14 protein-coding genes are annotated in these 15,273 nt (G+C 34.9%); 4 read left to right on the top strand and 10 right to left on the bottom strand.

The features are described 5' to 3' along the window. Positions 1-172 precede the first annotated feature (172 nt). The 3 genes from FLAK523_RS03290 (at position 173) to FLAK523_RS03280 (ending at position 6,345) form a co-directional block, all read left to right on the top strand. Positions 173-634: a hypothetical protein gene (locus FLAK523_RS03290; protein WP_248904568.1), complete on the top strand. Its 462-nt coding sequence runs from the start codon at positions 173-175 to the stop codon at positions 632-634. A gap of 93 nt (positions 635-727) precedes the next feature. Further along, positions 728-1,264 carry an IS630 family transposase gene (locus FLAK523_RS03285; RefSeq protein WP_248902447.1) on the top strand — a complete coding sequence of 179 codons (537 nt, stop codon included), beginning with the start codon at positions 728-730 and terminating at the stop codon, positions 1,262-1,264. A gap of 272 nt (positions 1,265-1,536) precedes the next feature. Continuing rightward, a complete protein-coding gene (locus FLAK523_RS03280; protein WP_248906518.1) occupies positions 1,537-6,345 on the top strand; it encodes an FG-GAP-like repeat-containing protein in 4,809 nt (1,602 codons plus the stop codon). A gap of 351 nt (positions 6,346-6,696) precedes the next feature. Here FLAK523_RS03280 and FLAK523_RS15260 read toward each other — a convergent pair whose 3' ends face one another. The 5 genes from FLAK523_RS15260 to FLAK523_RS03260 all read right to left on the bottom strand — a co-directional run bounded on the left by FLAK523_RS15260 (position 6,697) and on the right by FLAK523_RS03260 (position 10,686). Beyond that, positions 6,697-6,870, bottom strand: coding sequence for a DUF6503 family protein (locus FLAK523_RS15260; RefSeq protein ID WP_368670296.1), 174 nt, complete (start codon positions 6,868-6,870; stop codon positions 6,697-6,699). A gap of 16 nt (positions 6,871-6,886) precedes the next feature. Continuing rightward, positions 6,887-7,447, bottom strand: a complete 561-nt coding sequence (locus FLAK523_RS03275) for a DUF6503 family protein (RefSeq protein ID WP_368670295.1) — start codon at positions 7,445-7,447, stop codon at positions 6,887-6,889. A 34-nt stretch (positions 7,448-7,481) separates the two neighbouring features. After that, positions 7,482-8,477, bottom strand: a complete 996-nt coding sequence (locus tag FLAK523_RS03270; protein WP_248906516.1) for an NAD(P)H-dependent glycerol-3-phosphate dehydrogenase — start codon at positions 8,475-8,477, stop codon at positions 7,482-7,484. Between the two features lie 278 nt (positions 8,478-8,755). Next, positions 8,756-9,913 (bottom strand): iron-containing alcohol dehydrogenase, encoded by a 1,158-nt coding sequence (locus tag FLAK523_RS03265; protein WP_248906514.1) that lies wholly within the window; start codon positions 9,911-9,913, stop codon positions 8,756-8,758. Between the two features lie 2 nt (positions 9,914-9,915). Then, the gene (locus tag FLAK523_RS03260; RefSeq protein WP_248906512.1) at positions 9,916-10,686 is read right to left on the bottom strand and encodes a type 1 glutamine amidotransferase domain-containing protein; all 771 of its coding nucleotides are present in this window, start codon (positions 10,684-10,686) and stop codon (positions 9,916-9,918) included. Positions 10,687-10,772: 86 nt separating this feature from the next. Between FLAK523_RS03260 and FLAK523_RS03255 the strand changes: the two genes are divergently transcribed. After that, a complete protein-coding gene (locus tag FLAK523_RS03255; RefSeq protein ID WP_248906510.1) occupies positions 10,773-11,669 on the top strand; it encodes a LysR family transcriptional regulator in 897 nt (298 codons plus the stop codon). On the opposite strand, the gene nadD is transcribed toward FLAK523_RS03255, so the two are convergent. From nadD to FLAK523_RS03230, 5 genes are all read right to left on the bottom strand, one after another. Further along, a complete protein-coding gene (gene nadD / locus FLAK523_RS03250; RefSeq protein ID WP_248906508.1) occupies positions 11,670-12,281 on the bottom strand; it encodes a nicotinate (nicotinamide) nucleotide adenylyltransferase in 612 nt (203 codons plus the stop codon). Between the two features lie 77 nt (positions 12,282-12,358). Beyond that, the gene (gene gmk, locus FLAK523_RS03245; RefSeq protein ID WP_248906506.1) at positions 12,359-12,928 is read right to left on the bottom strand and encodes a guanylate kinase; all 570 of its coding nucleotides are present in this window, start codon (positions 12,926-12,928) and stop codon (positions 12,359-12,361) included. A 61-nt stretch (positions 12,929-12,989) separates the two neighbouring features. Next, positions 12,990-13,850: a YicC/YloC family endoribonuclease gene (locus FLAK523_RS03240; protein ID WP_248906505.1), complete on the bottom strand. Its 861-nt coding sequence runs from the start codon at positions 13,848-13,850 to the stop codon at positions 12,990-12,992. Positions 13,851-14,000: 150 nt separating this feature from the next. After that, positions 14,001-14,906 carry a DMT family transporter gene (locus FLAK523_RS03235; RefSeq protein ID WP_248906503.1) on the bottom strand — a complete coding sequence of 302 codons (906 nt, stop codon included), beginning with the start codon at positions 14,904-14,906 and terminating at the stop codon, positions 14,001-14,003. After that, entirely contained in the window at positions 14,899-15,255 is a 357-nt protein-coding gene (locus tag FLAK523_RS03230; RefSeq protein ID WP_248906500.1) for an arsenate reductase family protein, read from the bottom strand. The genes FLAK523_RS03235 and FLAK523_RS03230 overlap by 8 nt, the downstream gene beginning before the upstream one ends. Between the last annotated feature and the right edge of the window lie 18 nt (positions 15,256-15,273).

Here is a 15,273-nt window from a genome sequence, read left to right as displayed (position 1 = left end):
AGAGATTTTACCGACTTAGTTGTTGATTAACCATCGTAAAAAGAGAAATTTTAATCCTTCCTTAGCCCAATTTTTTCGATTTAAATAGTTGAAATTAAGAACCCAAAATGCTAATTATAAGTAATACCAAACGAAAATATAATATATACCAATTTTGATAATTGGTTTTTTTATGTTATATTTGGACTATATTATAAAAGTAATCATGGCGCATGCAAAAATTTTGGTAATTAAGGAAACCGAAAAAGAAATAAAAAATCTGCTCAAACAATCTATTCCGTTTATTGGTCAACGTTTGAGAGTTCTGCTGATTTTGAAGCAAAACGAAAAAGTAGGGATTTCTAAACGTGAGGTTGCTAAATTAGCTGTGGTTGACCCTAATAGCGTTCAGAATTGGAGGACATTATACCTTAATTCTGGAATTGAGGGTTTGATGAAGCATCAAAAAACAGGTTTTAAGCCGTCGGCTTTTAATGCTATTGAACACAATATGTTGGAAACAAAACTCAACGACCCTCAAAATGGACTTCAAGGCTATGTTGAGCTTAAAGATTGGATTGAAAAAGAATCAGGAAGACTTTCAATTACAATACGTTGCTTTATTATTGCATCAGGAATTTTAAATCAAGTGTAAAAGTAGCCCGCAAAAGTCACAAAAAGACGAAGATCAGGGAATCTCTTTTAAAAAGACTTCGGACGAATCTGTCAAGAAATAGCACTAAATACGGTGGGTGATTTTGACTCTGTAAACTTGTATTTTCAAGATGAATCGCGTTTTGGTTTGTTCACTCGAAACGGAAAATCAGTTACTGCTATTAGTGTTAAGCCGATTTGTGCTTTCCAACAAGTTTTTAAATCAACTTGGCTTTCTGGAGCTTTTTCGCCCATAACTGGAGACCATTTTCAATTAATACTCCCACATTGCAACGCTGATAATTTTCAAGTTTTTTTAGATAATTTCTCAAAGGAAAATCCGAAAGAACTCAAAATAATGGTGCTGGATAATGGAAGGTTTCATAAGGCAAAAAAATTAATCATTCCTGAAAATATTGTTTTGGTTTTTCTACCACCATATAGTCCAGAACTTAATCCCGCTGAAAAAATGTGGGCAAAATACAAACGAGAATTTTCTAATAAATTTTATAATTCATTGGAAGATGTAGAAGATTTCATTACTAATGTCGTAAAAGCTACAAGCAAAAAAGAGGTAATGAGTATCTGTGGATATAGCTATGTATTTTTAGATAAAATTTGGGCCATATAATACATGTGTTTGGTATAAATCAAAATATCACTAAAAGTGGGTATTGTGATATGAAAATAATTCCTGTTTATTTGTATGTTAAGGGATTCCTTCTTAACGCATTAGATTCTAAAAAACAATAATTTTCATTTTAAAACTACCGTTTACGGAAACCCGTAAAGTAATGTCATTAAATAGGATTATGTTTGTTTGATTTTGTAAACATTGTCGTAATAATTTATTCTAACCGCTATAGCTCCAATATGCTGTTTTTACTTTTAAATAATTTAAATATGAAAAAAACTTTACTCTTATTCTTGTTTCTTCTTGCAGCAATTCAATCCAATCTATTTGCGCAGAAAGTAACACTAACAACTTCAAAAACGACAATTGCGGAACACGAGAGCACAACTATAACAGCCACGCTTGATGCACCAACCGACAAGGATGTTACAATAAGTCTTGAGTCTAAAGGAACAGCAATTTACGATCAGGATTTTAAAACTAATTTTAATACGGTAATTTCTATTGTAGCTGGAGGAAACGGTGAGGGAAATAACACTAATCAATTTTATTATCCCAATACTATTTCCCTTGATGATGCTGGCAATATATATATTAATGACAGACTAAATCACCGAATTCAAAAATGGGCGCCGGGAGCAATTTCAGGAATTACAGTAGCAGGTGGAAATGGACAAGGATCCAGTGCCAACCAACTATCTGCACCATCTTATTTTTTTGTTGATAAAGAAGGGAACGTATATGTTGCCGATCAGTATAATAACCGAATTCAAAAATGGGCACCGGGAGCAGTTACAGGAACGACATTAGCGGGAGGAAACGGACAAGGTTCAAATGCCAACCAATTGAGTAATCCACAAAAATTTTATATTGATGCCATAGGTAATATTTATATAAATGACATTAGTAATGACCGGATACAGAAATGGACACCGGGAGCAATTATAGGAACGACAGTAGCGGGAGGAAACGGACAAGGTTCAAATGCCAACCAATTGAGTAGCCCACAAAAATTTTATATTGATACTTCCGGTAATATTTATATTGCAGATTTTAACAATCACCGAATTCAAAAATGGGCACCGGGAGCAATTACAGGAACGACAGTAGCAGGCGGAAATGGACAAGGATCAAATGCTAATCAATTAAATCGACCAAGTGATTTATATTTTGATGCTACGAATAATATTTATATCGCGGATTCAAATAATCATCGAATTCAAAAATGGGCACCAGGAGCAATTACAGGAACGACAGTAGCAGGCGGAATTGGACAAGGATCAAATGCTAATCAGTTAAACTATCCTTATGAGTTTTATTTTGACATTGCGGAAAACATTTATATTCATGATAGTTCTAATTACCGGATTCAGAAATGGGCTCCTGGAGCAATTACAGGAACGAAAGTAGCGGGAGGTAATGGTATGGGGTCGAACATTGATCAGCTGGGTGGGCAAACTTTTTTTTTGGTTGATACCTCGGGGAATGTTTATATAAGCGACCAGAATTCTAGTCGAGTTATAAAATACCAATTAGCCCCTCAAATCGTCATTCCAGCCGGACAAACGAGCGCGCAACTTATCGTTAGCGGAATAGAGGACGAGCTGGAAAATGAAGGAACAGAACTAATCGTCTTAAAAATAACCGTTCAGAAAGCCACCCTGAACTCTCCTGAAGAAATAAAAATTAATTTGTTGGATAACACTAGGACATTAACACTTCAAGTTGGTAGTCCTTTTATAGGATTGGAAAACGGTGCTGTAGCCTGGGGGGATTATGACCGTGATGGAGATCAGGATGTAGCCGTAATGGGAACAGGTAACAGCGGGGCCGTAACCAAACTTTATGAAAACAGAAACGGTGTTTTTATTGATACCAATCAAAATTTCGCAAAGCTATACGGAGGGGATATCTCTTGGGTAGACTTAAATAAAGACGGCTGGATAGATTTAGTGGTATCCGGATTTAACGGAACTCCGCAAACAAAGGTGTATATCAATGACAAAGGAACTAGTTTTAATCCTTCTACCGAGTATGGACTGCCACAATTGTATTCCACTAAAATGGCTTGGGGAGATTTGGATAATGACGGAGACATTGATTTAGTGATTTCCGGAATTGACAAAGATGAAAAATATGTATTTAATATTTTATACAAAGAAGACAATCAAAATATGTTTGTTATTGAGCCGAAAACTTTAAACACTAATGGTAATTTAGTCGGTAATATTCAACAAGGTTTTATCAAAGGAGATTTAAAAATTGTCGATATTGACTTAGATGGAGATAATGATATTATTTATAATGGTGAAAATTCATCCAGTCAACCTATTAGCAACATTATTTATAACTCTTATATAAAAACTACCGTTCCAAATAATTATAATTACAATCAATCTCTAAGTTTAAAAAATTCGGTGATTGAAGTCGCCAAAATGAATGCTTCCCAAAGTACTTTAACCATTATATCAAGCGGAGTCGATTCCAATGGAGCTAATCAGTTTTATTCAAGTGTTCCATTATCTGGAAATATGCTTTTGGGTGTTTCTCAATATCCAAAATTAAAAAATGGAGATATCGCCGTTGCGGATTATAACAATGACGGCACAAATGACATCTTGTTCACTGGGGAAGATTCCGCAGGCATTCCAACAACAAAATTGTATTTTCAAAACACCGATGGAAATTATAAAGAATCTCCAATTGTTTTGGAAGGATTACGAAATTCAACCGCAAACTGGGTCGATTATGATATGGATGGGGATTTGGATTTGTTTTTAACAGGGACTAGCGCTACAGGCGGTGCTAAATCTTTACTGTACGTGTCAAATATCGCCAACAAGAAAAATGTGGCGCCACCAGCCGTTTCGGGATTAATTGCAGAAGATTTAGGCAACGGTAAAATAAAATTCAAATGGAGCGCCCCAAAAGATGATTACAGCACTAATCTGGGCTATGTCATTAAGCTTGGAACGACTCCCGGAGGGACAGAACTTTCCAATACGGAAAGTAACCTGACAACAGGTACAAGATTGATTACAAAACCGGCTGCTATCTATACTGGGTTTTACGAAATGCAGCTTAATCCCGGAAAATATTATTGGTCAGTACAGGCCGTGGATACGGGATTAAAAGGAGGGGCCTTTTCAGCAGAGGATTCTTTTACCTTAACCTATGATTGGAAAATTTTAAACCAAGGTGGAATTATTGATCGATCTATCTCCGGAATAGAGGCTCCGGTCATTAAATTAGCCGACTTGGATAATGACAACGATTTAGATCTAATTTATGCCAATGCTAATGGATCTGGATCTCAAATTTTACGATTTGACGGTAAACGATTACTTGCCGATACTAATGTTTCTAATATAAACAGCTTTCTCTATACCATTAACTATATAAATAATATTAATAGTTTAGCAGTTGGCGATATTAATGGGGATGGTATTGCTGACGTGGTTAGAAATGATTTAAATTCGACAAATAATTTAGTTTTAAATTTAAGTAACGGCACTGATTATACTTCCACTGCTTTAGGTGGCGGCTTATTCAAATCCAAAATCAAAATTGTAGATATGAACAATGATGGCCAACCCGACATTGTAGTATTGGGAATGTCTACAAATACCATATCAGGTCTGCCAAAATTGTGGATTTACGAATATGATAAATCTACCAATCCGCCAAGCTTCAAAAAGACAGATGCTTCTGCCCAAATAGCTCCCCTTGCAAATGCCTCTTTCGATTTAGGGGACATTGACAAAGATCAGGATATTGATTTAATAATCACGGGGTTCAGTGCTTCAGACGGCTTGAAGTGTATTATTTATGAAAATGTCACGGAACTGGCCGGTAGCTTCACCTTGAAAGCAACAGATAATAATTTGGTCGCTATCAAGGACGGAACAACTGATTTTATTGATTTTGATGGAGATGGAGATTTAGATGCTGTATTTACCGGAACAAGCGTTACTAATGATATTTTCGAAATTTATATCAATAAGCTGGATGAAGGTATTACAACCTGGCCGAGATTTTCAAGTGGTTTAGAACCAATGAGGCAAAGTAAAATTAGTTTAGGTGATTTTAATGGAGATGGATACAGTGATTTATTGTATTCCGGTATAACAGGTGGTGGAGCTGGAAAAGTGACCAAATTGAGTGAATATAACCCCAGTACTTCAAAATATACAGACAGTGCATTTGATGTAAGTGATATCCAGAATGCCGAAGTGGTGTTTGGGGACATCGATGGGGATAACGATTTGGATTTTGTGATTGTAGGAAAAAATAAAAATTACAATCCAAATGACCCTAATAACATTAATGGAATAAGCAAACCATTTATTTTCAGAACCTACATTAATGTCCGAAATGAATCCGCTAAAGTCTTGGCATCTTCGGGTAAACAATCTGCTACTAAAAAAACATTTAGCCCAAAATCAGCCACTTTTACTAAAAATGATAAGCCCTCAATCCCATTGATAACTAGTGCTCCTGTGAAATTTTTAAATAACGTGAGCAGCAAAGCGGGAACATATCCAGTAGAGCTTTCTTGGCTCGCGTCAACGGATGATCATACACCTAGCGCTGGTCTAACTTATGCCATTAAAATAGGAACAACACCTGGAGGTGAAAATATTATGGGTGCAGATGCAAATACATCTGGGAAACGTAAAGTTTCTGGAAAAGGAAATGTGGAACACAATAAAAAATGGCGTTTAAGTCTGCCTGTCGGATCATACTATTGGTCGGTACAAGCAATTGACGCCTCTTATTCCGGTTCTGAATTTTCCGTACCTAACCAGTTTGAAATAACTGCAAATGGCTTATCAACCGAGTCATTTAATAAAGAGATTTTGGTAAAAGCCTATCCAAATCCTACAACTGATGTTGTGACAATCATAATACCAAAGGAATATGTTTTGGAGAAAATAGAAATGTATAATAGTTTGGGTCAATTTATTAGCGAGTATACTAAAAACACTATTTCACTCCAAAACCTGACTAGTGGGAATTATTTCTTGAAAATATTTACTTCAGGAGGTATTACCACCACAAAAGTAATTAAGTTATAAATTAACTTTTTAATTTAGTTAAGAGTGAAATACGAAATGGAAATTAAAAGACTTTACAGCAATGTAAGGTCTTTTTTTTAGGATATTTTATTATAAATGTAATAGAGAATTCAAGTAATTGACAAAAAAATCTTGATTTATAGTTTTGAATTTTTAAATTCAAAACTATAAAATATTTTGGGCTCAGGAGTTTGGAAATTGGTATGAATGCCACAAAGCTTATATAAATAACAATTAATGAAGAAACAACTAGGTATTAGTACACGTATTAACTATTTCGTCGTTCATATTCACCAATAAAAAGGGTTTTGCCAATATGTTCCATAACCTATAATAATTCACTTTGAATTTTTATAAAGGAGTCACTTTTGTAAGTTTGTCTGTAGCTAGGTAAGCTTTGTCATTATTCAAATACCAAGCTCTAGATTTAGGAAATTTAATCCCAGAAAAAACTTCTTCTCCGTTAAGGATTATATATTCCCCATCATTTTTAGCTTCGTCATGATAGAATTGATAAATTTCCATTGCATAGGTTTTTGGATCAAAATAAAAGTACCAAGAACTTTCCTACTCCTTCTTCATATTTAACTTTTAGCACTAAGTATTCTTTACCCATAAACTCTTTTCTTTCAACTGCAGGGTTTATGATTGTACCTGAATCCTTGAGCTTCATTGGCAAACCATACAAAAAGGTGTAGTAGTTTTTCATGAATTTCGCTCTTGTTTCGGTCAAGTTATACGTTTTAGCCTCTTCCTCTGTAAATGTAGAATTGCCGTTTAAGGTAAAAGAACTAATGTTTTTATCAACGATATGCTCAACTTTCGTGTTGTTTTTAAGGGCGCTAAGTTTAAAATATTGGTTAGGTAAATCAATAACTACCTCACTCAAACGGTCGCTTCCATTAGGAGCTTTCATTTCAATAAACAACTTCCCATTAAAGGTGTCCCAGTTGTTATTGGCATCATGATATTCAATTGTTTTCTTAAGTAAATCTTGCCCAGAAAGCTCTTGCCCCGATGTTTGAAAAGCCACCATAAAACAAAATCCCAAGAGGATTTGTTTTGGGAATAGGTTTGCTGTGCCAGTAAATGAAAATACCATATTTCGAATTTTTAAGTTAGAATAATTCTAAGTATTAATCCAGTTTATCGGTCAATTCTTTAAACACTGCTTTAGCTTCTTTTCCTTCGTATAAAATACTGTATACAGCATCTATGATTGGGGTTTTTGCTCCATAACCTTGATTTAATTTATAAGCACTTTTTGTGGCATAATACCCTTCAGAAACCATGCTCATTTCCATCATCGCGCTTTTTACGGTGTATCCTTTACCTATCATATTCCCGAACATTCTGTTTCTTGAAAACACAGAATAACCGGTTACCAATAAATCACCTAAATAAGCCGAGTCATTGATGTTTCGCTTCATTTTATGGACTTTCTTGATGAATTTCTTCATCTCTCGAATCGCATTACTCATTAACACGGATTGAAAGTTGTCTCCATATCCTAAACCATGTGCAATACCGGCTGCGATAGCATATATGTTTTTAAGCATAGCCGCATATTCAGTTCCAATAATGTCATCTGTAATTTTAGTTTTGATATAGTTGCCTGATAAGTTTTTGGCAACAATTTCAGCTTTTTGTGCATCACCACAGGCGATTGTCAAATAGGATAAGCGTTCCAATGCCACTTCTTCAGCATGACAAGGGCCTGTTACTACACCAATATTGTAATAAGGGATATCATATTTAAAGTGAAAATGCTCTCCAACAATCAAACTCGTTTCCGGTACGATTCCTTTTATAGCCGAAAAAATCACCTTGTCTTTCAATGACTCGGTTAGTTTTTCTAATTCACCATTTAGAAAGGCTGATGGAATGGCAAATATGATATAATCAGCATAAGCCACTGCTTCATTTATATCTGAGGTTAGTTTTAATTTAGAAATATCAAATTCTACTGAACTCAGGTAATTTGGATTGTGTTTGTGTGTTTTAAGATGTTCTATTGCAGTCTCATTACGCATGTACCATGAGATTTCAGGTAAATTTACACATAGCATTTTTGCTATAGCTGTCGCCCAACTTCCACCACCAATTACTGCAAATTTTATATTCTCGGTCATTATGTTATTAAATTTAACCAAAAGTACTTAAAAATGAATTAATCACACAAAAAAATAAGATTGAAAGCTACCCTTTAGAGGATTAGAATAAATTTTTTTGTTTAAAAACATATTATTTATACAATATATAAATTATTAATGCGTTATAAGTGATTATAAATTAAGTTTTTAGATGAAAAATGAGAATTGAATTAGTTAATTTTGTTTTGGTGTTTTGAAAAGGCGTTCCAATTATTTTATTAGAACGCCTTTTTCATTTTTTATTATTTCCAAAGAAATTAGTAGCTCATCTCTACAATAGCTTTAACTTTCTCTAAAGTGATATTTTGTTTTTCACCTAATCCTTTCCATCCTCTTTCGTCAAAACGATTCACAATAAAATCAGCTGTTTTACTGTAGTCTGAAGTATATTCAGACAGTTTAGTATCCATTCCCATAGTGTGGAAGAATTCAACTGTTTTATTAATGGCTTCATTTGCTATTTCGTCTTCCGTTCCTTCTAAGTTGAAGATGCGTTTTCCGTATTGCGCTAGTTTTCCTTTCTTGGTTTCAAACATCACTTTGTATAAACTAGGTGCGATTACTGCAAGAGTTCGTGCATGATCTATTCCGTACATAGCCGTTAATTCATGTCCAATCATATGGGTTGCCCAGTCACTAGGAACTCCTTTTTGGATTAATCCGTTTAAGGCCATTGTGCAGCTCCACATAAAGTTTGAAGCTAAGGCATAATCTTTTGGGTTTTCAACTACTTTAGGGCCTATTTCGATTAATGTTTGAAGAATACCTTCGGCAATGCGGTCTTGCAAATATCCTTCGTGAGGGTAAGTCAAGTATTGCTCCATTACGTGTGTATAGGCATCAACAACACCGTTTTGTAATTGTCTTTTTGGTAAAGACTCGATTACTGTTGGATCGCATATCGAGAATTTTGGAAACATAGCTGAACCACCAAAAGCCAACTTTTCTTTGGTTGATTCAATAGTTACAACTGCACCTGAATTCATCTCACTTCCAGTAGCTGGCAAGGTTAATACAGTTCCAAAAGGCACTGCGTTTTCCTTAATCAATATGCGTTTTTGTAAAATATCGATTGGGTTACCTTCAAAATGAACCGCAGCCGAAATAAATTTAACACCATCAATTACAGATCCACCACCAACGGCAAGGATAAAATCGATATTTTGTTCTTTAACAATTGCAACTGCTTTCATTAAAGTTTCAAAATGTGGGTTAGCTTCAATACCGCTAAATTCCACAATTTCGTGACCTTTAAGATTGTTGATTACTTGCTCGTGGATTCCGTTTTTAAAGATGCTTCCACCACCGTAAGCCAATAATATTTTAGCTCCTTTCGGCACAAGGCTTCCTAATTTCTCTATTTGTCCTTTCCCGAATACTAGATTCGTAGGATTGTATATTTCGAAGTTTAACATGTTTATTTTTTTGCGTTTAATTGTTGTAATAACTTTTCTGCAACAAGTTTTGATGATGCTGGATTTTGACCTGTAATCAATAAACCATCTTCAACAGCGTATGGATTCCAGTCTGCACCTTTAGAATAAGTTGCACCATTTGCTTTTAATGCATCTTCTAATAAAAACGGAACGACTTTAGTTAATCCTACTGCTTCTTCCTCGGTATTTGAAAAACCAGTTACTTTTTTACCTTTAACTAAATATTCTCCATTTACTTTTACATTCTTCAATACTGCTGGCGAATGACATACAAAAGCTACGGGTTTATTATTCGAATAAAAAGAAGCTATTAATTCGGATGAATTTTTATCGGTTGCTAAATCCCATAATGGACCGTGACCTCCAGGGTAAAAAACCGCATCATAATCAGCCTCTTTTACATCGGCTAGTTTGTGTGTGTTTTTTAATTTTGCCAATAATTCAGTGTCTTTGTCAAAACGTTTGGTGTCTTCTGTTGCTGATGATGGATCTTCACTTTTTGGGTCAATAGGTGGTTGTCCTCCTAGTGGTGTTGCAATATCAATTAGAATTCCTTTGTCTGCTAACTCATAATAAGGTGCTGCAAATTCTTCTGTCCAAAATCCTGTTTTTTCTCCTGTGTCTCCTAGTTTATCATGACTAGTAAGAACGAATAATACTTTTTTCATCTTGTTTTTGTTTATTTTTTGTGCAGTTGCTGTAAAACAACCTACTGTTAATACGATTAATGCTAATAATGCTACTTTTTTCATTTCTAATTTTGTTTACACAAATTTACGGCGAATATGTTATTAGTAAAAATAATTTAAATTATGTTTGTGATAAATATATTTATATCATGGTTAATCTCGAATGGTACAGAACGTTTAAATCTGTTTATAAAAACGGTAATTTTTCCGTTGCAGCAAAGGAGCTTTTTATAAGTCAACCCGCTGTAAGTCAGCAAATATCTATGCTTGAGGCGCACGTAGGCTATAAATTATTCAATAGGAAGTCCAAGGGGGTGGAACCAACGGAGTACGCTAAGTTACTCAATAATTTAATCATTGAGGCTCTAGACCGACTTGAAAATGTAGAGAACGGTTTTCGTGCCAAGGCGTTCAATGCAAATCGATTGATTTCGGTTGGGATTTCCAAGCATTTGTTTAGCAGTATTGGAAGTGCATTGATATCCAAATTTGATTATATCGATTTTAGTTTTCAGGAGAACCAAATGCTTTTTGAATTGGTTGACTCTAAAAAACTCAATTTTGCAATTGTAACCCAGAAATATGACACCTTTGATACTATCCAAAAAAAAATTGGGGAGATCAAACAAGTCATTGTTGGTTCAGTCAATATCGATACAACCGAATTAAAAGCCACAATCAAATCAAAGGATTTTAGCGCAACCGAGCATTGGTTAAACGAACAAAAATGGTACAGTCACGATGCCGGAATTCCGCATATCAAATTATTCTGGCTGCACGTTTTTAATAAAAAAAGACCGTCGATGATTCCAAATTTCATAATTCCGTCAGAGTATGAGATGTTAGAAGTGCTTTCGAAAAATACGGGAGTTGTCGTGACTTGGAATTGCAATGCAAAAGAGTTTATTGAAAGCAAAAAACTGAAACTATTATGGAATAGCAAACAAATGCCTAGCACGGAAGTGTATTTGTTGTCGGCGAAAAACGATAATCTAAACACCGCTTTTCAGGAGATTGAAGAGGAATTGAAAAAGGTGTTGAGCTGATTATTTCTTGTAGAAATTATTATGGTCGATATATTTCCAAACTTTATCGGATAAAAGGGGTTGGATATTTTTCCCTTCTTTGATGTTATTTCGAATAAAAGTGGATGAAATTTCAACAACCGGAGCATCTATTAAATGTACTTTCGGATGTTTTTTCAAATCGAAATTGTCTGATTCTGCTTGGTTTTTTTCACCAGATTGGTTTTTTATTTCTAGTCTAGGGTAGACATATAGGTTGTGATTTTGAAGAATGATTTCATAGTTTTTCCATTTGTGCAAAGACTTTAAATTGTCCTCACCCATAATCAATGAAAATTCGTTTTCAGGAAATTTTTCTTCCAGATGAACTAAGGTGTTTACCGTATAATTAGGCTGTGACAACTTGAATTCAATATCCGAAGGTTTGATTTTTGGAAATTCCTCTGTGGCCAGATGCACCATCTGCAAACGGTGATGGTCGTCTAAAAGGCTGCTCTTCTTTTTATGAGGATTGTGTGGTGTAACGACCATCCATATTTGGTCCAAATCAGAATTTTCCGCCATATGATTGGCAATAATGAGATGCCCAATATGGATAGGGTTAAACGTTCCGAAATACAATCCTATTTTCATAATTTGGGTTTTGGGTTTTAGGTTTTAGGTTTTAAGCTTTAGAATTTACTAATGCCCAACTCCTAAAACCGAATACCTTATTTTACAAAATTCTTTACCAATTGATACGCCTCTTCTTTAGCAGTATCTAAATCATAGTTTTTGATAATAGTGTCAAATTGTGGTGCTGTTGCCAGTTCTACAGATGCTTTTGCGATACGCATATTGATTTTGTCATCGCTTTCAGTAGATCTTTTTTTCAATCGAATTTTTAATTCGTCGATGCTTGGCGGCTTTACAAAAACAGCTAATGTTTCCTCAGGAAATTTATGCTTGATTCTCAAACCTCCGGCCACATCAATATCAAAAATAACGTTTTTTCCTAATGCCCAGATGCGTTCTATTTCGCTTTTTAAAGTTCCATAGAAATTATCTCTGTACACTTCCTCCCATTCCAGAAAGTCCTCGTTTTTGATGTGTTTCTTGAATTCTTCAGTAGAGATGAAATAATAATCTGTTCCGTTGATTTCTTCTCCTCTTGGTTCTCGAGAAGCAGCCGAAATGGAAAATTCCAGATTTAAATCTTCTTTACTTAATAAATGTCTAACTATAGTTGTTTTCCCCGACCCTGATGGCGCCGAGAATACGATTAATTTTCCTTTGTTCATTGATTTTGATTTTGGTAGAGACGCTATTAATCGCGTCTCTACGCATAATAATGGGTGATAATTACAACACGTTTAAAACCTGCTCTTTGATTTTTTCCAATTCGTCTTTCATTTGAACGACTAATTTCTGCATTTGTGCGTGATTCGATTTTGAACCCATAGTGTTGATTTCACGTCCCATTTCTTGAGTAATGAAACCTAATTTTCTACCATTGGCCTCTGTTCCTTCTATAGTTTCAAGGAAATAATCCAAATGATTGGTTAGACGTACTTTTTCTTCGGTGATGTCTAATTTTTCTAGGTAGTAAATCAATTCTTGTTCAAAACGATTTTCGTCCACATTCACTTTCAGTTCTGAAATGGCAGTTTGTAAACGGTCTTTTATGGCTTGAACACGTTCTGGATCTAGAGCCAAAGCTTCCGTCATATATTGACGAATGTTTCCTATACGCAGTTGAAATTCTCTCTCTAAAGACATTCCTTCGTCTTTTCGAAAATTTAAAATATTAATGATGCTTTCGTCGATAACTGTTTGAATTTTCAACCATTCATCAACATCAATTTCTTCACGCTCCGTTTTTAAAGCGTCAGGCATTCTTACTGCCATCTTCATTAATTCCGTTTCATCAGCATTAGAATACACTTCCCTCAATTGATTGATGTAGGCTTTCACGATAGGGACATTGACTTTCGTTGTGGTTTGGTCAGCGGTACTTTCGATAAAAATAGAAAAATCTACCTTACCTCTTTCCAGTGCTAATGCAATGCGATTGCGTAAACCCAATTCCATTTCGCGGTAAAGTGAAGGCATTCTCACGTTTAAATCTAAACCTTTACTGTTTAGGGATTTTACCTCTACTGTTATTTTTTTGGTTGGAAGTTGCAAAGTTGCTTTACCAAAACCAGTCATTGATTGTATCATATATTTTTCTAAAAGAGTTCAAAGATAATAAAAAAGTGGTCAGTGGTCCGTATTTAGTATGCAGTGATTTGGTTTAGTCACTAATTTCCAAGTATAGAATTTTCATTTTTATAAAAAGCCAACTAATCCTAGAAGTTCACGTTTTTAGGTTTATTTCCCACCTTCGGAAGGGTTAGGGGAGGTTTTCTGGGTAACAAGATAAACCCCTGCGAAAATCAAAATTGCCGAAACAACTTTCACTATACTCAGGTCGTCTTTTCCTAAACCAATGGCAAAAACAGTCGCGAATACAGGTTGTAAATAAATGAAAACAGCGACAGTTGTAGGACTCAATTCTCTCATGGTAAGCAAGTTTAATAAATAGGTAATGAAAGTTGAAAAAATCACCACAAAACCTATTTTCCAGTAAATTACCGTAGGAACTATAGTCCAGTCTACCATTTCAAATTGGCTCCAGCCAAAAGGCAATACCATCAAGAATCCTATCAAGTAAATCCATTTCACAAACGTAAAAGCATTGTATTTATCCATCAATTTCTTAACGATAATCAAGTAAAAACCATAAGACAAAGCGTTGACTAATACCAGGGAATTCCCTAATGCTGCGTTAGTGGCACTGCCTATTGATTTACCATAAAGAATAAGAAATGCCGTTCCTATTAATCCCAGAATAATGCCCGAAACCATGCGTTTCCGCATTCGTTCCTTGATTATTATTGCTGATAGCACCAGTACAATCATAGGTGTCGTCACCATAATCACTGATGCTGAAATAGGTGAAGTAAGACTTAATCCTTTGAAAAACGTAAGCATATTAAAAGCGACTCCAAAGAAAGCGGCGGCAATAATTCTAGGAAAATCTTTTGTTTCTATTTTTTCCTTTGGCATAAATAACCAAGAGATCCAAAACAAAAGCATTGACCCACTTACACGCAATAAAATAAAGCCATAAGCATCAATATACTTAGGCATTACATCTTTTGCAATAGTAAAAGTGACTCCGTAAATTATAGAAACCAGAGTGGCCCCAAAAAGTGCAATACTCCTTTTATACATTCCCAAGAGCTTTCATTACCTGAAGCATATTTTGTTGTGTATTGCCAATGTAAACGGCATTGTCAATGATGAAAACAGGTCTGCTTAGGAATGTATAATGTTCCAATATGTATTTTTTATAATCGGCTTCAGTCAGGGATTTGTTCTTTAAATCCATAGATTTATACAACTGTGCTTTTTTGCTGAAAAGCGCTTCGTAGCTCCCTGAAAGTTGGTGCATTTCTTCTAATTCTTCTTCCGTAATTGGATTTTGTTTGATGTCGTGAAAAACCAAATCATTGTCTTTTGGTAAAGTTTTGATGATTTTTCGACACGTATCGCAAGAAGCGAGATAATATATTTTGTTCATAATAAGTTGCATTTTATT

It is taken from the genome of Flavobacterium sp. K5-23 (assembly GCF_023278045.1).
In the GTDB taxonomy this organism is placed as follows: domain Bacteria; phylum Bacteroidota; class Bacteroidia; order Flavobacteriales; family Flavobacteriaceae; genus Flavobacterium.
Note: the sequence above shows the minus strand (reverse complement) of the source record. Positions and strands in the feature narration are given on the sequence as shown.